Annotated in this window: 35 protein-coding genes; 5 read left to right on the top strand and 30 right to left on the bottom strand. The window is 46.9% G+C overall.

What is annotated here, in order from left to right:
- Positions 1–2: 2 nt before the first annotated feature.
- The 24 genes from OCU14_RS01910 to OCU14_RS01800 all read right to left on the bottom strand — a co-directional run bounded on the left by OCU14_RS01910 (position 3) and on the right by OCU14_RS01800 (position 11,649).
- Positions 3–380 (bottom strand): hypothetical protein, encoded by a 378-nt coding sequence (locus tag OCU14_RS01910; protein ID WP_261809544.1) that lies wholly within the window; start codon positions 378–380, stop codon positions 3–5.
- Positions 381–462: 82 nt separating this feature from the next.
- Positions 463–798, bottom strand: coding sequence for an HNH endonuclease (locus tag OCU14_RS01905; protein ID WP_261809543.1), 336 nt, complete (start codon positions 796–798; stop codon positions 463–465).
- Positions 799–1,089: 291 nt separating this feature from the next.
- Complete coding sequence (locus tag OCU14_RS01900; RefSeq protein ID WP_261809542.1) at positions 1,090–1,521, bottom strand: hypothetical protein; 432 nt, start codon at positions 1,519–1,521, stop codon at positions 1,090–1,092.
- 7 nt (positions 1,522–1,528) lie between these two features.
- A complete protein-coding gene (locus tag OCU14_RS01895) occupies positions 1,529–1,753 on the bottom strand; it encodes a hypothetical protein (protein WP_261809541.1) in 225 nt (74 codons plus the stop codon).
- On the bottom strand, positions 1,737–1,937 hold the full coding sequence (locus tag OCU14_RS01890; RefSeq protein ID WP_261809540.1) for a hypothetical protein: 201 nt from the start codon (positions 1,935–1,937) through the stop codon (positions 1,737–1,739). The genes OCU14_RS01895 and OCU14_RS01890 overlap by 17 nt, the downstream gene beginning before the upstream one ends.
- Positions 1,927–2,478, bottom strand: coding sequence for a DNA primase (locus OCU14_RS01885; RefSeq protein ID WP_261809539.1), 552 nt, complete (start codon positions 2,476–2,478; stop codon positions 1,927–1,929). Before OCU14_RS01885 ends, OCU14_RS01890 begins: the two co-directional genes overlap by 11 nt.
- A 208-nt stretch (positions 2,479–2,686) precedes the next feature.
- Positions 2,687–2,914 carry a hypothetical protein gene (locus OCU14_RS01880; RefSeq protein ID WP_261809538.1) on the bottom strand — a complete coding sequence of 76 codons (228 nt, stop codon included), beginning with the start codon at positions 2,912–2,914 and terminating at the stop codon, positions 2,687–2,689.
- On the bottom strand, positions 2,904–3,356 hold the full coding sequence (locus OCU14_RS01875; RefSeq protein ID WP_261809537.1) for a hypothetical protein: 453 nt from the start codon (positions 3,354–3,356) through the stop codon (positions 2,904–2,906). The genes OCU14_RS01880 and OCU14_RS01875 overlap by 11 nt, the downstream gene beginning before the upstream one ends.
- A 10-nt stretch (positions 3,357–3,366) precedes the next feature.
- Positions 3,367–3,534: a hypothetical protein gene (locus tag OCU14_RS01870; protein WP_261809536.1), complete on the bottom strand. Its 168-nt coding sequence runs from the start codon at positions 3,532–3,534 to the stop codon at positions 3,367–3,369.
- The gene (locus tag OCU14_RS01865; protein WP_261809535.1) at positions 3,531–3,683 is read right to left on the bottom strand and encodes a hypothetical protein; all 153 of its coding nucleotides are present in this window, start codon (positions 3,681–3,683) and stop codon (positions 3,531–3,533) included. Before OCU14_RS01865 ends, OCU14_RS01870 begins: the two co-directional genes overlap by 4 nt.
- Complete coding sequence (locus OCU14_RS01860) at positions 3,673–3,894, bottom strand: DUF3310 domain-containing protein (protein ID WP_261809534.1); 222 nt, start codon at positions 3,892–3,894, stop codon at positions 3,673–3,675. Before OCU14_RS01860 ends, OCU14_RS01865 begins: the two co-directional genes overlap by 11 nt.
- Positions 3,891–4,280 (bottom strand): hypothetical protein, encoded by a 390-nt coding sequence (locus OCU14_RS01855; protein WP_261809533.1) that lies wholly within the window; start codon positions 4,278–4,280, stop codon positions 3,891–3,893. Before OCU14_RS01855 ends, OCU14_RS01860 begins: the two co-directional genes overlap by 4 nt.
- Positions 4,270–4,608, bottom strand: coding sequence for a VRR-NUC domain-containing protein (locus OCU14_RS01850; protein WP_261809632.1), 339 nt, complete (start codon positions 4,606–4,608; stop codon positions 4,270–4,272). Before OCU14_RS01850 ends, OCU14_RS01855 begins: the two co-directional genes overlap by 11 nt.
- A gap of 260 nt (positions 4,609–4,868) precedes the next feature.
- On the bottom strand, positions 4,869–6,131 hold the full coding sequence (locus tag OCU14_RS01845) for a virulence-associated E family protein (protein WP_261809532.1): 1,263 nt from the start codon (positions 6,129–6,131) through the stop codon (positions 4,869–4,871).
- A complete protein-coding gene (locus OCU14_RS01840; RefSeq protein WP_261809531.1) occupies positions 6,128–6,913 on the bottom strand; it encodes a bifunctional DNA primase/polymerase in 786 nt (261 codons plus the stop codon). The genes OCU14_RS01845 and OCU14_RS01840 overlap by 4 nt, the downstream gene beginning before the upstream one ends.
- Before the next feature lie 63 nt (positions 6,914–6,976).
- A complete protein-coding gene (locus tag OCU14_RS01835) occupies positions 6,977–7,582 on the bottom strand; it encodes a DUF669 domain-containing protein (RefSeq protein WP_261809530.1) in 606 nt (201 codons plus the stop codon).
- Entirely contained in the window at positions 7,582–8,301 is a 720-nt protein-coding gene (locus OCU14_RS01830) for an AAA family ATPase (RefSeq protein WP_261809529.1), read from the bottom strand. The genes OCU14_RS01835 and OCU14_RS01830 overlap by 1 nt, the downstream gene beginning before the upstream one ends.
- Positions 8,285–8,500, bottom strand: a complete 216-nt coding sequence (locus tag OCU14_RS11260; protein ID WP_373875059.1) for a helix-turn-helix domain-containing protein — start codon at positions 8,498–8,500, stop codon at positions 8,285–8,287. Before OCU14_RS11260 ends, OCU14_RS01830 begins: the two co-directional genes overlap by 17 nt.
- Positions 8,497–9,873 carry a DEAD/DEAH box helicase gene (locus OCU14_RS01825; RefSeq protein WP_261809528.1) on the bottom strand — a complete coding sequence of 459 codons (1,377 nt, stop codon included), beginning with the start codon at positions 9,871–9,873 and terminating at the stop codon, positions 8,497–8,499. The genes OCU14_RS11260 and OCU14_RS01825 overlap by 4 nt, the downstream gene beginning before the upstream one ends.
- Positions 9,857–10,402, bottom strand: a complete 546-nt coding sequence (locus tag OCU14_RS01820; protein ID WP_261809527.1) for a host-nuclease inhibitor Gam family protein — start codon at positions 10,400–10,402, stop codon at positions 9,857–9,859. The genes OCU14_RS01825 and OCU14_RS01820 overlap by 17 nt, the downstream gene beginning before the upstream one ends.
- Positions 10,403–10,535: 133 nt before the next feature.
- Positions 10,536–10,679, bottom strand: coding sequence for a hypothetical protein (locus OCU14_RS01815; RefSeq protein WP_261809526.1), 144 nt, complete (start codon positions 10,677–10,679; stop codon positions 10,536–10,538).
- A 113-nt stretch (positions 10,680–10,792) separates the two neighbouring features.
- Entirely contained in the window at positions 10,793–11,062 is a 270-nt protein-coding gene (locus OCU14_RS01810) for a hypothetical protein (protein ID WP_261809525.1), read from the bottom strand.
- Positions 11,063–11,150: 88 nt separating this feature from the next.
- Complete coding sequence (locus OCU14_RS01805; protein ID WP_261809524.1) at positions 11,151–11,408, bottom strand: hypothetical protein; 258 nt, start codon at positions 11,406–11,408, stop codon at positions 11,151–11,153.
- A 13-nt stretch (positions 11,409–11,421) separates the two neighbouring features.
- On the bottom strand, positions 11,422–11,649 hold the full coding sequence (locus tag OCU14_RS01800; protein ID WP_261809523.1) for a hypothetical protein: 228 nt from the start codon (positions 11,647–11,649) through the stop codon (positions 11,422–11,424).
- Positions 11,650–11,926: 277 nt separating this feature from the next.
- On the opposite strand from OCU14_RS01800, the gene OCU14_RS01795 reads away from it, so the two are divergent.
- From OCU14_RS01795 to OCU14_RS01780, 4 genes are all read left to right on the top strand, one after another.
- Positions 11,927–12,280, top strand: a complete 354-nt coding sequence (locus tag OCU14_RS01795) for a helix-turn-helix domain-containing protein (protein ID WP_261809522.1) — start codon at positions 11,927–11,929, stop codon at positions 12,278–12,280.
- Between the two features lie 2 nt (positions 12,281–12,282).
- Positions 12,283–12,705, top strand: a complete 423-nt coding sequence (locus tag OCU14_RS01790) for an ImmA/IrrE family metallo-endopeptidase (RefSeq protein ID WP_261809521.1) — start codon at positions 12,283–12,285, stop codon at positions 12,703–12,705.
- Positions 12,706–12,778: 73 nt separating this feature from the next.
- Positions 12,779–13,330, top strand: a complete 552-nt coding sequence (locus OCU14_RS01785; protein ID WP_261809520.1) for a hypothetical protein — start codon at positions 12,779–12,781, stop codon at positions 13,328–13,330.
- Between the two features lie 232 nt (positions 13,331–13,562).
- On the top strand, positions 13,563–14,690 hold the full coding sequence (locus OCU14_RS01780) for a tyrosine-type recombinase/integrase (protein WP_261809519.1): 1,128 nt from the start codon (positions 13,563–13,565) through the stop codon (positions 14,688–14,690).
- 188 nt (positions 14,691–14,878) lie between these two features.
- Here the strand turns inward: OCU14_RS01780 and OCU14_RS01775 are convergent, their stop codons facing one another.
- The 5 genes from OCU14_RS01775 to OCU14_RS01755 all read right to left on the bottom strand — a co-directional run bounded on the left by OCU14_RS01775 (position 14,879) and on the right by OCU14_RS01755 (position 17,907).
- Positions 14,879–15,118 (bottom strand): cytochrome b5 domain-containing protein, encoded by a 240-nt coding sequence (locus OCU14_RS01775; protein ID WP_261809518.1) that lies wholly within the window; start codon positions 15,116–15,118, stop codon positions 14,879–14,881.
- 153 nt (positions 15,119–15,271) lie between these two features.
- Positions 15,272–15,475, bottom strand: coding sequence for a cold-shock protein (locus OCU14_RS01770; protein ID WP_011668621.1), 204 nt, complete (start codon positions 15,473–15,475; stop codon positions 15,272–15,274).
- A gap of 196 nt (positions 15,476–15,671) precedes the next feature.
- Positions 15,672–16,280, bottom strand: coding sequence for an alpha/beta hydrolase (locus tag OCU14_RS01765; RefSeq protein WP_261809517.1), 609 nt, complete (start codon positions 16,278–16,280; stop codon positions 15,672–15,674).
- A 10-nt stretch (positions 16,281–16,290) separates the two neighbouring features.
- Complete coding sequence (locus OCU14_RS01760) at positions 16,291–16,611, bottom strand: hypothetical protein (RefSeq protein ID WP_261809516.1); 321 nt, start codon at positions 16,609–16,611, stop codon at positions 16,291–16,293.
- Positions 16,612–16,767: 156 nt separating this feature from the next.
- Positions 16,768–17,907 (bottom strand): A/G-specific adenine glycosylase, encoded by a 1,140-nt coding sequence (locus tag OCU14_RS01755; protein WP_261809515.1) that lies wholly within the window; start codon positions 17,905–17,907, stop codon positions 16,768–16,770.
- Between the two features lie 141 nt (positions 17,908–18,048).
- Between OCU14_RS01755 and OCU14_RS01750 the strand changes: the two genes are divergently transcribed.
- Positions 18,049–19,698, top strand: coding sequence for a peptide ABC transporter substrate-binding protein (locus tag OCU14_RS01750; protein WP_261809514.1), 1,650 nt, complete (start codon positions 18,049–18,051; stop codon positions 19,696–19,698).
- A 407-nt stretch (positions 19,699–20,105) separates the two neighbouring features.
- On the opposite strand, the gene OCU14_RS01745 is transcribed toward OCU14_RS01750, so the two are convergent.
- On the bottom strand, positions 20,106–20,497 hold a 392-nt coding region (locus OCU14_RS01745; protein ID WP_261809513.1), incomplete at its 5' end, for a transposase.

Here is a 20,497-nt window from a genome sequence, read left to right as displayed (position 1 = left end):
AGCTAATCACCTCGGCCCTCAACAAAATCATCAAACCCATCCCCCGTATCAACCGGTCGTGCATTCTCATCCTTCGGTAGTAAGCTGAATAACTTATCGTAAGTGGCCGTGTACCGATTAATCATTGTGTTATAAGACTTTTGGGCTGGGTTCTCAACTTTCATCTGTTGTTTCCCATTTTTAAAATCAATCACTGGCCCATCATATTTAACCTGATTTTCTAAGATTTGCAAGGTTATGGCCATAAATGCCGCTCTTTGAAGTAAACTGTCGGCCGCTGCTAATTTTTTCGCGGGGATGCCAGCGAATACTTTTTTGAGCCGCTCGTATTCTTTTTTAATTGCCGCGTCCTGCTTTTTTTCTGGAAACTGAACCGTCATTAGTTAACCCCCCTCATCTGTATTTTTGACCTGCGTGTTACGCGAAAGTTCATGCCCGTTCCTTTCGGCGTTTCCGGCACCGCTACCCACGGGGGGAGTCAGCGACCGGGATCAAGTTTCCGTGCGAATCAAATTTCAATCCATCGCGCGTCACCTCGGCAGAACCAAAATGTTCTTCTTGATGACATGCAAAACATAGGTATTCTAAGTTATTCCAACTCAATGTGACATTAGGATCGTTGATGTTATCCTCAGTAATGTAATGCTTGTGGTGCACAATGTAACCTGGCTTGATGATACCCTTAGCCAGACAACGCTCACACAATCCACCAACCGATTTAATGTAAGCCGCACGCGTATGTTGCCACGCTCGTCCATGATAGAATGGCTCGCTAATCTTCCGTGGCACCAATGCCATCACCTCCATACTATACGTATAAAGTAAATACTTTTGTACGTATAAAGTAAATATGTTTTATAAAAGCCCTAGCATTAATCTGCTAAGGCTTTATCTGCAAACTATATCGCGGGTAAGGAATCGAACCTCACAACACCAAAATCAGTTTGAGTCAGGAGAAACATTGATGGACTCAAACTGATCCACGCTACCCACTGCGCCACCGCGATACATTTCATTCTTTCGATATTACCAATATAGCACCCTCATAGTCGGCATTCTAGTGACATTGAGGTGACATTTGGGTGACATCTAAGTGCCATGGTTAACGGCGTTAACCTTATTGACAGCATCACCATACAACCGTTTTACCTGTCGAATAGAGTAACCAATCTGATCGGCAATCTTATCCAATTGAACATCTTCGATAAAGTATTGCTCTAAAACATTAGCTTCCAGTGAGTTGTCCATGTGGTCAATGGCTTCTAGTATCTCTGCCTTGATTGGCCGTGACTCATGGATAATCCGATTAATACGTTCCTCAATTTCTTCACGCCGAATCAAGTCATCTGCTAACTCACGGCGCTGTCCACCGCTAGGCATGCCAGTTATTGCGGGTGAGTGAGTTGACTCAATCCGATCGTCAATCAGATATAGCTTGGCTTCCAACCGTTTAATTTGCCGCTGGTAAGGTCGGTAACGCCTTAGGAATGTTTTATTTTTCTCGAACTGATTCTCACACACCTAATCATCACTCCCTCTTACGCCGTCCATTCTGCATGGCCTTTGCCTCGTTCATGAGTTCCCCCACCATATCACCGAACCCTAGACCGCTCTTATCGGCCAACCCTACATACGCATCTAAGATAATTCTTCGCCGGTCAGGCTCTGGCAAATTAGAATCGACTTGAAAATCAATAGGAATTAGATCATCGTCCAGTGTGAGCGTCAGCGTCGTTTTAGCTTGCTTGGTCAATCTTTAACACCTCCCCAATAACTTTGTTTCTTTCCTGAGAACCCATCTCACGAAACGCAGTTCTGAAATAATTTGGAAGTTTGTCATAGTGTCGCGACATCCAGTTAAGCGCTCGAATCATATCATAGCGCTGGTCAATGTAAGCCTCAATTAAAAACTTTCTAAAAATATCGCTATTCGTCATCGGCTTCCACCTGGGCTTTCCACGCAACGGCATACGGCGCAAACTCCTCACGTGATTGGTTTAGCTTCACAATTAAATCGCTAGTGGTCAGCTTCATCTTATCGGCCACTTCATCCATGCCATAGCCTTCAGCAATCATCGCCAGTGGTTGAGCTGGCTTAAACTTGGCTTTCGGGTCAAGCGGGTACTTTTGTGTGAGTAAGAAAGTATCTACCACATCGGCGGTCACATCTTTTTGGTTTTCCACTGTCGTATCGACGCCATCTAAATCAAGTGTGCTGTCTGAGGTGACGGCCTGCCATACACCTTCTTCGTCTTGGTCGTACTCTACCAGACTGGCCCCGGTCTCTACATCGGTTGTCTCGAAATAGTGAACCTTGGCTGACTCCACCACAATCCGAACCACTGAATCATTTTTCAGCTCACGTAGCTTGTCCAGTGAGTGATCCAGGCTACCACCTTGGGCTTTAAGCGTGATAGACGTGTTGTCCTTGCTATCGTTTTTGAAAGAATCAATCTCTGCATAAAAATTTAAACTCATTTGGTTTCCTCTTGTAATTTACGGCCACACATCGGGCAATAGTGGATAGTGAACGTTACTGAACCAGCTTCCTGGGTTTCGTCGCACACGTCCAAACAATTCGTACCGTCACTATCTTTCCATAGCGTCATCGTTCCCCACGGGCCAGACACTTCCCGAACCGGGTGGCTACCATGGCAAAACGGGCATTCTTCCATATCCACACCTCCTAGTATTCGTCTTTCTTATGAAATTCGACAGCTTCAGCTTCATCTTCACCGCCACTTCCTAAAAACTCATCTTGTGAGCTAAACAGCGCGTAGTGGATGCCATCCGCTGCTAGGATCACTGTTTGTTTTAGATCATTATCAGTAGTGCTTTCCACAAAGGTATAGCCACCCGCATCATGGCCTTGCGTCAGCTGAATCGCGTCAGCCTTCGGTAATTTAATCTGCATTGAGTGTCACCTCACGCTTGCCTAGTTCGGCAATCTTGGCATAGGTAGCACCATTGGTTAATGATTTTAGATGATCGATCAGAACGTTAAATTCTGAATCGGTGAAAACAAAATCGTCATCGTTTAGTAATTCTACGGCAGTGGCGGTCGCTGTTGTTGTGTAAGCGCCGTCGTCTTTACGCCAAGCGACATAACAATCATAGTCATAGCCCAAAACCACATTCCAGATCTTTTCGTTTTCGCGCTTTTCAATTGGCGTATAGGCATATTCAACAACCACATTTGTTACGGAAAGTGGCAAACCATATACGCTAAATCTTCTAGCATCTACCTTACTAACCATTGCAACACCACGGTTAGCACTGAATGAATAATAATCACTTTCTTCGGTCACTGAGTAACCTGCATCTTCAATACGTTGTTTAAATTCACTAGTTTTCATGCTGTGCCTCCTATAAAATTTCTTTAACCGGAAAATTAATCTTTTCGTTTCGTGGGCTGGCTTTCCAAACCTCGTTATTCTTTTCCAATAGCCAGTGTTCCATTTCTTCATGGCTATCGAATTCTTTAGTAAAAACTGGCTTCCCACTACCAACTGGGGCTTTAATTAGATATTTCACTTTTCTCCCTCCTGAATATGCTTTTCTACGATGCTATTCATGAATAGCGCATATCCCACCATATCTTCTTCATCAAATCTGGGGATGAGTCCTTTTGCCAGTTCTATACAGTCTCTAATTTCGCTGGGATTAATACGTTTACTTTGCATGCTTTCCCTCCTCAAATTGAATCAATCTATCCACGTACGTCCGGGCTTTCACTAAATCCTGTGTCCCGTTCTTCGCCGTGTACCTCACCACGTACTTAATTACGTTCCCCACCATGAATCCTCTGAACCATTGACTGGGGAACATCTCCGCGAAATGGTCAAACAAATCCCTGCCATCTTTGCGGTAGTAATCTGGTCTGATATCCTTCATAATTTGCTCCTCATCTCACGAATCCAACCGATACGGTGTTTAGTCATCCGTGCGATCTCGTCGTTACTACATCCACGGGCAACTAACTCTTGCAGTTCACTTCTCTCGATTAAACTCATCACAAATTTAATGTTCTTGGGACGGCGATACCCTACCCATGCCGGGCTAAACCCAATTTCGTCGGCAATCGCCTTGTTGATAAACCAATGCCAAAACATCCAATCCATCTTGTCCGTTCTTTGTTTCATCTCTTCGTGATAGGTATCTCCCCGCCACGATAAGTCTGCCAGCTGGTCGCAAACATCCTCCGGCCAGGCATCGGCCTTCATACCATATTCTGCTTCGGTCTTGCGTACACACCGAAGTAATTCTCGATTAAGTGTCATCGTACTCACTCCATCCATATCCAACTAATCCCAGCTTCACAATTTTTAGAGCGTCTTCGGGCGATCGGGCGATACCATGGATAACTCCCAGTTGCATCATTCTCTGATGGAACCGTTTCTGATCTTCACGTGGCTTGCCTTTCTCATTTTTGACTTCGATATAGAAAACCTGAAGATCGCTGTGGCGAAATCCTGACAAGTCTGGAAAGCCTCGCGGTAACCCGGTATCAAACATTCTGCCATTAGCCATCCTTACTTTTCCCACATTCTCCCGGAAAATTGTGCAATCTGCTTTTGAGACGGCTACCCGAATCTTATTCTGTATAATTTGTTCTTTCGTAGTTGCTACACCTCAATTCTACTGAATCGCTAAATCGCTTGGCGCTCTATGCGTTTCGTCGTTTGTAGTGCTGTAGTCTGTAATTTTTAACTTTGTCACCCATACTAGCTGTATACCCTATATCACTATTACTATATAAAAAATAATAATAATAATATTTATGTAGTAGTATCTACATATCTATATACACCTTGGGGCCGTAGGGGCCAGCCGTAGTCTCTAATCCAACTACACACCGCTTACAGCTACTACTTTCGCCGGTACCCCCGTCGCGGAACACCCATCACTCTTTGTTGGCCAGCCTCCCAGCCGGGGTGATTATCCATCACATACTTAATTTTCTTTGCCAGTTTGCGATTCTTTACCAGGTCTTGTACACCCATCTGAAACGCGATATCACTGCTAATCACGAAATCTTTCTTCATCGCTCCTAGTGCGGCTTCAATCGCATCTTCCTCGGCATCGATATACTTAAACTGCTCGCGATTTTCGTTCATCAGCTTCTCCTGCTCCTGCGTGAGTCCGAAATCGAACCCTTCAGCGTAGTAGGTTGCGAACTCGCCCCATAGCTGGTCAATGGTCGTTTGGTCAAGGTCAGTCACGGGAGACTTCTCCTGCAATTCCGGGTGTACCAGTACCGGCATAAATCGCCGCTCACCGGTCTTATCCTTCAAGTAAGTAATCTCGTTGGTAGTCCGGGCAATCACGAAATTCTTGTATCGTCGTACGGTGTAACGCCCATACGCCGGCCGATATTCTAATTGCTCACCCGAAATGAACTTCTTCAGAATCTCGAAACTGCTGTTATTCGTGGCGGTCATCTCGTCATCGTTGACAATCAAGGCACGCACCATATTCCCGAAATTATCCTTGTTCTCAAAATCCGTAAACTGATCGGTATACCAGCCGTTAGCCATCATTTTTAGCAGCGTGGTTTTCCCAGTTCCTTGGCCACCCACCAAATCTAAGACGTAATCGAATTTGGTTTCTGGCTTGAACGTCTTGGCCACGGCCCCCACGAAAAATAACTTCGTCTCTAACGTGGTAGTTTCGGATGGTTCTACGCCCAGATACATTGGGAGAAAGTCGGCCGCGCGTTTGGTGCCATCCCACTCTTTGCGCACCCGCTGAAAATACTCAATCACGGGATTGAAAACATTCCGTCGCGAAACCTCGGTTACTGAGTCTTCAATAATCTTTTTCGGAAACATGACATGGTACTTCTTCTCCATGTATCGCTGTAAGGCTGGTGTGAACTCATCTTGCAACGGGCCATGTTCTAGCATGAGTGTGGGGCTATCCTTCTTGAATTCCGTTTCGTATGAAAATTCGTTGTAAGCAAACTCGCCTTTCAGTTCCGAATCGTGCTCTAAAATCAAGCACACATTTTCGATTGAATTGGCCTTGATGTTGCCGTTAGCATTTTTCATGAAATCGATCTTGCTATCAAACGGGATAATTTTTTTCGCGTTTAGCTCGCGTAATTTCTTTGCGTCTTCTTCAAAACTCAACTCTGCGCCTCCCTTCGTCTAATTTCTTTTCGTACCATACTTTCTACGGTTCTAATCAGTTCTTTTTCACTAAGCTGGTCAGGTGTCCTAGCATTGGCTATCCTTGCTAGGTCTAGGACACTTTCAGGGTCAACGCCCCTAATGAGTAGGCCACCAGAGAAACTCGCTAAGGCGTTGTTTCTGCCCCCTGTATCGCCTAGTCCTTTGCTGATAGTTTCAAACAATTCCGCTGTGGCCGTCTTGCCATCATAATCGATACTGAGGCTACTGGGTTTGTAGTCGGGCCGCTGGTTGATGGATGCCACCAGTTCGGGGGAAGCCGTCACAATCGGATTATTGTTTTCCCACTTGTACTGATGGCCATCCCGTTCTGATGGGGCTACTACCACGTAGTTATTCACGTGCGCCTTGATATCGATACCCGGTCGCCACCCAATGTTCTGTTGGATTGCGGCATCGTCTCGCTTCAGGTAAAAAAGTTGGCGGCCCCCACCGGCGGTAGTCTGCGATAGGGTGTTGCGGAACCACTCCGGGTGGTCAAACTCACGAAACGTCTTGAAACCGTCTGCCCCGTCCGGATGCTCGTCAATATCGACTACGAAAAAGTTAGTCGTACGTAAGGCTATCTGGGCGTATGGGTGAGTCAGCCAAAACTGCTCTATCTGCTCTACGGTGAGTGGCGGCCGGTCAGCGAACTTCATCAGTGGTTGCTTCCCCACCATCGGCAACACTGCAAAGCCTGCCTTGGCGTAGGCCACCGCAAACTTGACTAGGTTACGCATCTTCAACCTCCAATCTAGGGCCTTACACCCATCTGGTGGATACCGTCACTGCGGCTAATCAATTTAGAACGGAGATTTTTGTGCCCCGGTGACTGGTGGCAAATCATCATCTGTTGGCGTTGGTGCCGGTTGGGTCATGGCATCGGGTAACTGGCCATCGGTAACATCAATAATCTCTGGCTGTTCAGCCTCGCCTAGTTCATAGTTCACGTACGGGTTCGACGGGTCCTTTTTATTTGGCGTGTGCTTAACCTTCAGTACCACGGCCTTACCCTTTTCGGGGGCTAGGGCGGCTACCAGTGCCTCGTGTACTTCGGTTTCAGTTGGTCCGGCGAAATGCTGTGGTGTAATCTGCACACCCATCAAGGCACCTAGTTTCGTGATAAACCGGATGTTATTGCTCAAAACAAAATCGGGCATTGGCTTACCGGTGGTAGTCTTCTCGGCAAAACTGAGGTTGTCGTATTCCTTTTCGCCAGCGTGCTCGCCGTCCAAAACGCCAAACACCAGCTTCACGCATTCCCAACCTGAATCGTAAGTGGCATGTGAAATATCTTCTACGTCCACGTTGTACTCGCCATCGGGCAACCCCTGATTACCAGCGGCCACCGTGTCCTTCTTTGCGTCAAAATTATCCAGGGTATCTGATGCTAAACTTAGTAAACTCATTATTTATTACCTGCCTTTACAGTTTTAGTTTCCGGGGTTAAGGCCCCCGGGATAGCCTTTAGGATTGGAAGTAACTGCGGATCGTCAATCTGGCTTTCATGGTAGTGGCGGCGAATCTCCGTTACGTTTCGCAAATAATTCTTGCCAACGTGTTGTGTGTGGATCACCAGGTCGCAGTTTCCGTTCACCACGTTGTAGTACTTGGTTTTCAGTGATGGGATTTTAGTCGTGACATTATTATCGTCAGTTACTTCACCCTCACGACTGATGTAAACCACGTTGAGTGGTAGGGCCTTCAAATCCATTACCAGCCCTTGCAAGGCCGAATTAAACATCGCGTAACCCTTGCCATAACCAATATCTGCCAGGGCTTCTACTCCTGCTTTCAGGCATACAGCTTGCTCAATCAGGCCACAAATATCATCGATTACATCCAGTGTTACCGTCTCGTAGGTGTTGGCCTCGGTACCCAGGGCTAAAATGATCTCGTCCAGTTGCTTGATACAGCTCTGGTCTAGGCTCCCATCAGCTTTCCGGGTGTTGCGAATCTGAATGCTGGGGGCTGTCCCCATTGCTGAGTTGCCATCGGTATTTAGTACCAGCGTGTTTGGGAAGTGCTCCGCTAGGAAACTCTTGCCGCTCATGGTAGCGCCCCAAATAAAGAAGTTGCGTGGGGTTCCCGCTGGCTTATGTGGTTCATTTTTAGGTAAAACTGACATTATTTTCATCACTCCTCTTCACTAAATAATCGATAGTTACGTGAAATAAATCGGCTAGTTTAATTAGGTTCTGAACATTTGGTTCACGGGTACCAATCTCATACAAGCTAACAGCTTGTTTGGTCCTACCGATGACAGACGCCACGCTTTCCTGTGTCATCCCTGATGCCTCTCTTAACTCTCGAAGTCTGGTTTTCACTTTCTAATCAGTCCTTTCAGTTTGGCTTGGAAGTAGGCCCAACCGGGCTTATATCCATGCAGTTTTCCGTACGCTTTAATCTCCGCGTAAGTTTTCAACTCTGCCGGTGACTTATCGGCCACCGCATCCATGGCCCGATCTTCTGCTAGCCGTTTGGCCAGAGCCACTCGCTTATCGGCCTCCACCTTTTTTAGTTTGGCGTTCGGGTCAACCGCAATGGTTTCTTCTTCGGTGAGTAAGGCCCCACAAAACGGGCACTCATCCCCGTGGCGATAAAACGTCGCAAAACACATCGGGCACACGGTTACTGACTTGATTGGCTCGCCATTACTAGACTTGCTGTGTTTGTCACGGCCACCTAGTGTCCATACCCGGTCTATGGTAGGCAATCCGAATCTTTCCACGTTATTTACGTGGTCAATAATCACGGCTGTCTTGCCTTCACGTGGGTTCATTGACCGCATCGCGAATTGCAGATACAGCGATAGTGACTGAGTGGGCCGTAGCATGATGACACAATCGACGTTGGGAAGGTCTAAGCCTTCGGTAAAGAGTTCCGCGTTGGTCACCACTTGAATCTTGCCTGCTCGGTAGGCCGCTACTATCCGCTCGCGGTCTTTCTTCTTCGTCTTACCTGATACGGACCGTGCCGTTATCCCGGCGGCATTAAACGCATCGGCCAGACGCTTCGCGCTCGCAACGTTGTACGCATAGGCGATCGCTTGCTTACCCGCTGCTAGTTTTTGGTAGTGAGCGACGGTATCCCCGTATATCTTCGGCTTCATAGCTTGCTCAATCGAATTTTCATCGAATTCACCGTTTCGCTTCGTCTTTAGCTGGGAGTTATCCAGGCCAGACGGTGCGTAGTAGTCTACCGGAGCTAGGAACCCGTTATTCATCAACCAGCTAATTGGCTTGCCTTGGATAAGGGTGTCGGCTACTCCATCAAGTCCCTTGCCGTCCATACGCCATGGGGTGGCCGTGAACAGCAGCTTCACCGATTGAGGGAAGTTATCCAGTATCTTCCGATAAGACCGTGACAGCGCGTGGTGAGCCTCATCTACGATGATTATCGTGGGTGTCTTCAGTTCGTCCACGTGGCGGGTGATAGTCTGCACCATCCCCATCTGACAAAATCGCATGTTGACTCCATCGGTACGGAAAGTTTCACGGGCCTGGGCCAGTATCTCGGCGCGATGCACGATAAACAAAACCCGGTTGCATTGCTTGGTGGCACTCCTCGCGATATCGGCCATGATGACTGTCTTCCCAGTCCGTGGTGGCGATTGGATGACTATCCCCCGGTGGCCAGCAGTAACGGCATCTCGTGCCGATTTAACTGCCTCTTCCTGGTAACTACGGAGTTGGTACATCCGTCTTCACCACCAGCGAAATGTGTTCTGGTTTCTCGATGGCCCCCTTTAATTCCTGGCCGTCGGCATTGAGATAGTGGCCACCTACAAAACTAAATGCCTTCTTGATAGCCTTCTTATCTGGTTCTTTCTTGATTCGGATAAAGTCAGTGAGACTCTGGTCTTCCAGGCTAGCCAGTACATTTTTTTCATTCCACTGTACACTGGCCGGCGTTTTCCGTGTGGAAACCGTCCCATACGGTGTTTTAATTCTGGCCTTCGGGTCATCTTCCCGGAGCTTGTCCAGGTAGGCCCCTAAATATCCCTCTAAAAAGCCGCGATTAACATCGTTATCGGCCAATTGTTGGTCTCGCCAGCCTTGAATAGCTTGAATTTGGTCATCCGCTGTGACATTAATTTCAGAATCATTGGCGTCCAGTGCCCGGAGTTTGCGCATCACCCACGTGGCTGAACTTAGGTCTTTCACTTGAAACTTGGGCTTACTAATCTCACTATCGTTTTCTAAATCGTATTTTTCTAACGCGTCCATTCTGGTTCACCATCCTCAATATCGAAATTGAATCCTTCTGGGACTTCTCTCAATCGCAAAATAATTTCTTTCCACAAGGTTGACCGGCGAATAACTTTACGGAAAAATTCGTCACCGTCTTGGTATTTTTCGATTAGAGAAACATCATGGCATCCAAGCCAGTAGTAATCACTGTATTTATCGACAACCCCGTTTCTTTTGCAATCTCGCCAACACTTAAATTTTTAAGCGCCATTCCTACGCGTAAATTTTCAGCTATAATCTCGTTTAGCTTCATCGTTTGTGCTTCCTTTCGTGTTTCTTCTCGTAAATCACTCGTAGTGCCCCACCGATGCCGAACACCGCGATAAAAATAATTAATGATTCCATAGTTCATTACCCGCCTAGGTATTATTCTGTAATTTGTTGATTCTTCATCAGCCACTCACTCACGGCTGGCAAATAATATTTCCGCTTGCCGTTCTGTTCCATATAAGGAAAGCCCGGCTGGTACAAATAGAATTGGTCTGCTGTGTTGGGGGCTACGTGTAGTACACGCTTGCTAATTTCTTTTCTGTCCAGCAATTCCGGCGTTACAGTCGCTTCCTTGCGGCCGTCTTCCAGCCCTTGCTGGTAGGCTTGCTTGAAAAGGTTTGACAACCCTACAATTAAATTGTCCATCGCTTTGCCTCCTAGTCGAATACGTGATCCCAACCGTAGCGGCCAACTAGCCAACTAAATACTGAAGCTGAAATTAAAAGTACCATGATTACTGACCTGCTTTCTCAATATTGAAGTAGTAAGTTAGACTATCATCTTCAGACTGCTCGATTCGCGCGGTGATGCCGTAATCTCCTAGGGCTTCTAAGACCGCAACAGGGATAAGCCCATCTGGGATAACCTTGGCTTCATCGTCACCCATTACTGCGGCGTAACTGATTGCAGACTTGATAGAATTTAAATCCGCTTGTAACTTCTTTTGAACTGCTAGCGCCATTACTTCCTGCGCGAAATAATCAAAATCCATAATTCTTGCCCTCCTATTTCTTGGCTAGCTCCTGAAGCTTGTTCTTACGGAACCGAACGTATTCCACTGCATCAGTCCATCGTTGCTTGTCTAGCTCGGATGCAGTAAGTCCTTTCCCAATAATCATTTTTCTTACTAGGTGGGACATCTGGCTTTTACTCAAGCCTAAAACCTTTCCAACATCTTCTTGGATTAAATGGGCCCGTTTCAGTTCTGCTTCCCATTCCCACTTGTCTGCCATCTTCTGGCCTCCTTTGTACATAACTAGTACAAAGTTGTTAAACTTTGTTGACTTAATACCATATTAGTACTAAAATTACATACATAAATAAGCGTAATAAACGCCTTTAAATGGTAATTCTGATAGCCTGCCAGCTGATAAATTACTAATTTGGTTTTTGTGTACGCTGTTTAACAACTTGGTACAAGTATTAATATAATACCAATCTAGTACTTTGTCAATGAATTCTAGTACTTTTTTAGTACAATATTAAGAAAGCACCGTTAGGAGTGTTGACATGACACTATTCGAACGGGTTAAAACCACTGCAAAGAATAACGGATTTTCCATAGCTGAAGTTGCGCGACGTGCTGGGATAGGTGAAAAGAGCATCTACACTTGGAAACCATCCAAAACATATCCTAACGGCGTAAAGCCTAGCCGGGAAGTGCTTGAAAAAGTCAGTGCGGTGCTAAATGTTTCTGTTGACTACCTTTTAGGCAATCCTGAGACCCTATCTAGATCGGATGAGCCGAAACAGATCGATCTTAAAGAAGCAATTGATAATGAGGAAATCATTAAGACGTACGATGGTAAGCCGATCCCACCTGAGGATCTGGCACTTATCAAGCGTCTGATGAGGGGTGAGTAGGATTGAATAATCCCGTTTTATATGAGCTTCAGAAAAAGGCAGTAAAAGATGGTATCGAAATAATTTGGACAGACGGCCTGGGGAAAACTACCCCACCCGCCGCATCGGTCAAGCGACGCAGAATTATCATGAATTTAAAATGGATTAAGCAGGATGAGTTAACTTTTCAGCTGGCCCACGAAATGGCCCACATCTATCACGATGATCCCCATGATGAGTATCTCTACTACTCTAACCGATATACTAAGTCTGAAATTGAAAATAGCGCCAATCAGGGGGCATTGCGTCTTATCATGCCCTTCTACATGCACGACCGGGAAGGCGATATGGCTAGTCCAGTTGACTTTATGGAAGCATTCGATGTTCCCGATTACTTATCTGAAAGTGTGGATAAGTGTATGAGGGGTTTTATCTACCAACACTGAAACCGCCATCACAAAATCTCTGGTAATTCCCGAAATCTTTGATATGCTTAACCTATAAAGGGAGGCAACATTCATGAAAAAAATAATTACCGTTTCCACAATCATTTTAGCCGGCCTGTCATTGGCCGCCTGCTCGAATAGCTCTAGCGTAACGACTGGCAATCCAGATAACTATGGTTCTGGCAAGAAAATTAAGTCTTCCAGTTCTGCATCCTCATCAAAAACAAAGGCGGCCAGCTCTACAAATGAAAGAATTGCTAAGTCGCTCACAAAGGAATTCGGAGCAGATACCGTTGATGTCAAGGTTCAAACTGATGTGGTAGACGATCAATCTAAAACCGATAAAAATGGGAATCAAGTCCCTCATCAAGAAATTAGAGTCTTGGTAACCGATAAAAAGATCCTTGATAAGGTAAAGAAAGATAAAGAGGCTATCGAAAGCAATAAAGCTAATAATAATCAGAAACTTTATATTTTAGGAATTCAAGAAACTGTGGCCAAACAAGCTAAAAAGCTGTCAGGTAATGACACTATTTTCTTCGGCTACGAAATTGACACCAATCAATATGAGGGTGTGGCTCTAGCCAACAAGGATAAAAATATTATCCATGAGGTTGAAATTTAATTGGGAAAATAAACTATCCCTGTCGCACCGGCGTTTCCGCCGTTTATGTATTTACTGAGAAAACAAAAAAAGACGCATCCCCCACCGTCCAAAGTTTGGGATACGTCATCACAGTATTAGGGGCAGAGTGCACCCTTTTACGTCACTAATAATACCTGAAAGAAGGTGATACCACAAGCCCTAGTAAAATTCTACCCGCCTAGGTTTAATTTAACTAAGGAGAAAATAAAAAATGGCAAGTTTTAGAAAACGCGGTAAGACCTGGCAAGCTCGTGTGAGCTACCTTGTCGGGGGCGAAAAAAAAGAAGAAACTAAGGGTGGCTTTGAAAAGAAGTCATTGGCCATTGAATGGGCCAACGGTATGGAAAATCGCAAGCTATCTGGCAAGGGCCTTGACCGTAGTAATATCACTTTACCTGATTACTTCAGGCAGTGGTACGAAGCCTACAAGAAGCCGCTGGTAGCAGCTTCCACTAAGAATCGGTATGAGTATGCCATAAATTTGATAGAAAAAGAGTTTGCTGGTCAAGTTATGAGTAAGATTACCCGGATGCAGTACCAGCGATTCCTTAATCGATATGGTAAGGCCCACGCACTAGCTAGTTCTAAAAAGGTTAACACACAGATCCGCGCGGCCGTTCGGAGTGCAATGGAAGACGGCATCATCCCTATTGACTTCACCTCCCACACCTCTATCAGTGGCCACGCTAGCAAGGATCGTCGTTTAAAGTTCCTTGATGTTGGCCAGATGCAGGCCCTCATCGCTTACCTGAAGACTGATATTTCTGCGGCCAGGCCCACTAAGATGATGGCCCTGGTAGCACTCTTCACTGGGGCCCGTTTCGCTGAAGTAGCTGGCTTGACGTGGGATGATATCGCAATGGATGATGGCACCATATCCATCTCAAAATCGTGGGACACACTAGCGGGTAACCGCTTTAAGCCCACAAAAAATAAGCAATCTAACCGTACCATTACAGTCAGCCCGGAGTTACTAGCGATGCTGAAGGTATACCATCATAGCCAGAAACTGATGGTACTAAAATACGGCATCCAAAATGACAAGCATCTGCTTTTCCTTACGCCAACTGGCCAAGTCCCGTCATCGACTGCCGCTAACAAAACGCTGAAGCATTCTCTAGTGGCCGTGGGTAGTAAAAAAATAATCACCTTCCATGGATTGCGGCACACGCACGCCTCATATCTCATCTACAAAGATATCTCGATTTACTTTATTTCCGAACGATTGGGGCACGCCAACTATAATATTACCATGCAGATTTATTCGCACATTGTGAAAGAAAAAGAAGAACTAGAAAATACTAAGATGTTGGACGCTCTTTCGCAGATTGCTAACTAAATTTAGTCGGTCAAATGTCGGTCAAATGGTTTTCACCCCTTACAAACGCCGGTATATCAACGTTTAAAACCGGGTTACATGTCCTCTTGCGACATCGTTCAGAAGTAATCGAATACGTTAAAGAAGGCGTCGTGAGCAGATTATGCTCGCGACGCCTATTTTTCATCTCTATTACCGACCACTAAACGTTAGTCTTGATACTTACCGACTACAGGAAGTTTTGCCAAAACCTTGCGACCATGGGGAGATTGGCCATCAATGACACTGGTGAGCTCGTTCCCCGCCAAATTGCCATGATGCTTGCCACCCTTCCAAGCTTCAACACCGGACACATCGTAGACCACGCCATCAACTGCCACATAGGCTGGTTGCCCATCTTGACCGTTGAACTTAGCCAACTCTGTTCGGTTAAAAACCGTTTCACTCATTCAAAATCACCGCCTAATTTTATTAGTCTTATCGTAAACTGACTAATCAAACTTTACAAGTAATTCGCCTTTCACCCGATAACTCTATAGACGAAAAAAAACCACTAACCGAAGTTAGTGGTTTTTTTACGACACGATTTAGGCTAATGTAAATTAGTCGACAACCGATACGTTAGCAGCTTGTGGGCCACGGTCGCCTTGTTCTACATCAAGGGATACGTGTTGGCCTTCTTCAAGCGTCTTGAAGCCTTCACTGTTGATAGCTGAGAAGTGAACAAACACGTCTGAGCCGTTTTCCAAAGTGATGAAGCCGTAACCTTTATCAGCGTTAAACCATTTAACAGTACCTTGTTCCATAAGAATGAAACCTCCGTGTGCGCATTGCGCAATATTATTTGCATTTGAAAGCTGGGGTAAAAAGGAGCCATTCTTATAAGAACGTCGAGCCTTTAAAACTTCCGAACCATAAATACATTATCAATAGAATAACAGGTATTCTCCAAAATAGCAAATGAGAAGTGCTCGTTTTTCAAAACTTTTTTAGCGTACTCCCTTAATCGTTTTCATCCAACCAGTCTTTCGCGGCACTCACTTCTTGTGGTGTCAGCATGTGGCTCCCACCGGTCTGGTAAAGGGTTACCGCGGCTTTTGTACGCCGACAATCAGCCGCTACTTTTTGCACCGTAGCCACCGTTACCAACGGGTCACGTTGCCCAGCAGACAGCCAAATATTTAATTTTGGCCGCTCAATAATTTGGGGTGTTGCGAGCCATAATGGGTGAAATAGAACCGCCGTCGTCCCCGGCAAATCTCCGGTACGCAAGCCATAAGATCCCATTGCCGCCCCATTAGAATAACCCACCGTAATTAAGTGGTCAACATCCCACCGATGGTTCTGACAAATCTGGCGGACACTGGCCCCCAGCCAAGCTGATTCAGTAGCGATCTGTTGGGGATCGACGGGCCCCGCTGCTGTCTGTTGGAAATACTGCCGTTGTGCCCCTTCGCCCAGTCGACCACCAATCGTCAGCAACGGGCTCTGCGGGGCCAGACGCCGACCGAAAGTCAGCATTTCTTCATTAGTTCCACCCGTGCCCTGCAATAACAGGACTGGTGGGGCGGTATTCGCTCCGGGAGCTGTTTCAATTAACTCGTCCGTCATACGATCCCTCCTAACGCCGAACAATCAGCTCAATCTGAGCCTTCTGCGGGGCGAAATTCAGGCCATAACATGGTTCCGTTAGAATCTTACTGTACTCACTTAAAACGTCGTCAGGAAGTGGCGTATGGCTTCTCAGCTGTTCGATTAATACCGGCGCAGTTGCCATCTCTTTTAGTGAAACAAAGAGTAACGCATTATTGATCAAATCGTGAAGCAGGTCAGTCAATAAGCCATTGGGTTTACCTTTCGGATCGGTCACAACCACCTGATGGCTTTCGACTTCCTGATGATTCACGGATACTGATTTGAGAACATCAAACACGGTTTGCATGATTAAGTACCCCCTCGTAACGGCCGGAAATTCAAATTTTTTCGGCCATCTAACCGACTGCTAATTAAAAACGCTATTGCGATCACCGGTCAAAACCATTGACCGCGCCGCATCATTGATTACTTCGATGATACTGCAACTTTGCTCGAAGCGAAACTAATTTTCTTTGAACACCGCGTGGCCAACCTGTTGTTCGTAACGGGCCATCATCTTCTCCTGAACTTTAGGAAGAGGCAAAGCCGTCACGTGATCAGCAGTCACCCACTGCCCCGGCAAAAAATCTAACGACGGTGTCGTCGTGAGTTCTGCCACCAGTAATTTAACTTGCCACCGCTGGTGCGTATAGGTATGGCTAACCTGGCGACCGCCCAGCGGCTGAAGGGTTAGCGTCAATTGATTTTCGCGCGCCCACTTCTCCTCTAAAACGGCCAGGTCCATCTCTTCAGTCGCCTCGTCGGATTGCTTCTCATCTCGCAGATCGGCCTGTTTGACGAGTGGAAAACTCCAATAACCCGATAACATTTCCTGACTTCCCCGTTGGACCAGCAGATAGCCCGCTGGTGAATGAACGATGAGGCCGTAGTACGGGATTAATTTGGGGCGAGGTGCCTTGGTCTTCACGGGAAAATCAAGAACCCGGCCCGCGCGATACGAGGCATCGAAGCGGCGAACTGGCGAGTGCTCCGGGTCCGGATTCTTAGCTGTCATGTAACTCGACCCCAGGTCCATAATGGCCTGATTAAAAGCCCCCGGCCGCTGTGGATCCACGATTGGCTGAATAATATCGGTGAAAATTTGGCGGGTCTTAGGTTTGGCAATGTCGGCATCAATCATGAGTAACCGGGCAAACACCCGAAAAGCATTGCCATCCACCGCGGGAACCACCTGATCGAAAGCAATACTGGCAATCGCGCTAGCCGTATAGGGGCCAACGCCAATCAGGTCTTCGAGCTCGGCCGCCGTTTCCGGCCACTGACCATGATAGTCGGTGACAAGCTGTTGTGCTGCCCGCTGAAGGTTACGCGCACGCGAATAATATCCCAGTCCCTGCCAAGCCTTCAGTAACGTGGCTTCGGGTGCTTGAGCGAGATCGGCAACTGTTGGAAAGGCTGCGATAAAATTTTCATAATAAGGAATGACCGTCTGGACCTGTGTCTGTTGCAGCATGACCTCGCTGATCCAAGTATGATAAGGATTCCGTCCATGCCGCCATGGTAAATCGCGGCCCTCGGCGTCGTACCACCCCAGTAAGGTGCGGCGAAAATCGACAATCGTTTCGTTAGACCACTGTTCCATCCGTTTCGCTCCTCTGCTTGTTTTCCCCATTCTAGCGAATTCCCTGCGGTGCCACAAGTCACCCGACCAAATCAGCTTGACGCCACCGCCTCGCTCACCTATTATCAGAGAAGAATACAGTTCACTATCGGAGGGGTAAACGTGAAACATTGGCGAATCTTAGGGATTCTGATGCTAGGCGTCATCTTGACTGGTTGTTCCACAAGCCACGAAACAGATACGACTAGCGATAGTCAGGGCGTCATGACGAAGAATCAAGACTTAACCCTCACAACAACTCATCCCATCACCAGTTTAGACACGGATAAGCTTTCTCAATTTGGGCGTTTAAACAACACGATCGAAGGCCTCTATTCGGCAATGGGCGACAGCGATACGGAGCTGGCCCTGGCCAAGAAGGTGAAGATCAATGCGAGTCGAACCACTTACACCTTCACATTATGGAAAGATTCTTACTGGAGTAACGGTGACTTAATCACGGCCAGCGACTTCGTTTTCGCTTGGCAACGTGCCTTACAACCACGCACGAAGGCCCCTAATGCGGACTTATTTGACGGCATTAAAAATGCCCGCCAAATCTTAAATGGCAAGTTACCAGCCAGCCAATTAGGCGTCAGTGCCCCGGACAAATTCACTTTAGTCGTCCACCTAGACCACCCGATGGCCGAACTACCGCAACGACTGGCCTTCCCCTTATTTGGGCCACAGAACGAAAAGTTTGCGAAAAAGATGGGCAAGCGCTATGGCACCAAGCCCCAGTACCAGGTCTATGCGGGACCCTTCATGGTCTCCAGCCACAAATTTAGCATTCAACACTGGCACATGGTCCCGAACCCCCATTACTGGGATCGCAAGCACGTCTACCTCCGCCAAATTGACGTTCGGATGTACCCAAGCCAACGTGCTGCATGGAATGCATACGAAGACGGAACACTTGATGAAATCCGCCTCGTCAATAAAACCAACCTCAAGAGTTTCGAAAAGAGCGCGGACTATACGGCCCGGCCCTATTCAAAGATGGTTAACTTGGTCTACCGCCAACGTGGACACGCGACTAATACTCACCTGATGCGCCAGAAGCTGGCACGTCTAGCTATCTCCCATGCCATTAATCGCCAGGTGCTCACACAGGCCTCCTATGGGTCCACCTCATTGCCAGCCAAGGGTATCGTTCCAGCTGGTCTCAGTCGCGGCGTCCGCGGAACCTCAGACTTTGCGGCCGCGCAACCAGAACAGAAGACACTGTCCTTCCTGCCCAAGACCGCCCAAGCCGAATGGCTGGCCGCACTCAAGGCCACCCATCAAAAGGGGGTCACCCTGACGCTCGGTTACTCAGACCTCGGTTCCGGAGAAAAGGTTGCCAAAGTTCTTAAACAACAACTCATTGAAACGTTGCCAGGACTTTCAATCACGCTAAAGCCTCGACGAGAAGGCCTCAACCGAGACTACGCGCCCGTAACGGCGGACATGACGGTGGTCACCCAGCGGGCCCAATACGCCGATCCATTAGCCATGCTGGATCTCTTCACCAGCGACAACGCCGCTAACTTCGGGCACTGGTCCAATGAAACCTACGATGACCTGATTGATCAGGCCAGCAATGCCCCTAGTTTCAATTCTCAGCGCTGGCAGACGCTTCTCAAGGCCGAGGGCGTGCTCATGCAAGAACAGGGTGCCACGCCGCTGATACAGCCAGCCAGCACCTACCTGATCAATCCTAAATTGAACGGGGTCGTCTACAATACGGTCGGCACGCAGTCCAATTTCAAGAGTGCCTATTTTGTCCACTAGGATTAGTATCAAACTGGCCATTGCCATTAATTAGATAAAACTGGGGCGCCGACGGCACCCAGGGATTCCGCCTGCTGTGGGGACGCTTCAGCCCTATGGGCTTCTCGCTCGATTTGAAGCCGCGAAAAACCCGCGTCTTCAAAGTCGCCCGTGGCGTAAGGCCGAGACAGACCACTCGGTCTAACGCCACCACCACGGCCGGCTCCATCCCCGGTTGCCAACGGCTAAGGTTGTCTTCTAACGGCAACATCGCTTTAGCCCAAGACCAAATTCAAATTACCGAAAACTAGACCTAATGGTATTCGTCAATTCAGATACATCCTAAAAATAATAAAATCCTGACCTAAAGTGTTCAATACTTTCGGCTCTTTGTCAACGGGTGTTGATGAGAGAGTAAGGGGTTCAATTCACTTACGAATTGGGCTCCTTTTTTCTATCCTAATTTTAAATTCAATTTGAATTCGATATACGAAGTTTTTCCAGTTTCGAAAACCATATGCAGTGCGTTTTATCTGTTTGATTTTTCTATTTACACCTTCTATGGGACCGTTTGAGAGCCGACAGTTTGTCATATTCTCAATGAGTTTTTTATTACGAATGAGAGTTTTAATAGTTGAAAACAACTGAGGACTCACGTCCTCAACGGATTTTAGCGTTTCTAAAAAGGTTTCGTAGGTACGAGATCTAAATGACTCGACCAAACTATGCGCAATAAAGTAAGTATTCTCAAATTCTTTATCTAGACCAAGCCCCCGCCATACCAAGGATTCTTGGGTTATTCGATCTCTAAGGTGAGGAA

Source organism: Levilactobacillus humaensis, assembly GCF_024345185.1.
In the GTDB taxonomy this organism is placed as follows: Bacteria; Bacillota; Bacilli; order Lactobacillales; family Lactobacillaceae; genus Levilactobacillus; species Levilactobacillus humaensis.
Note: the sequence above shows the minus strand (reverse complement) of the source record. Positions and strands in the feature narration are given on the sequence as shown.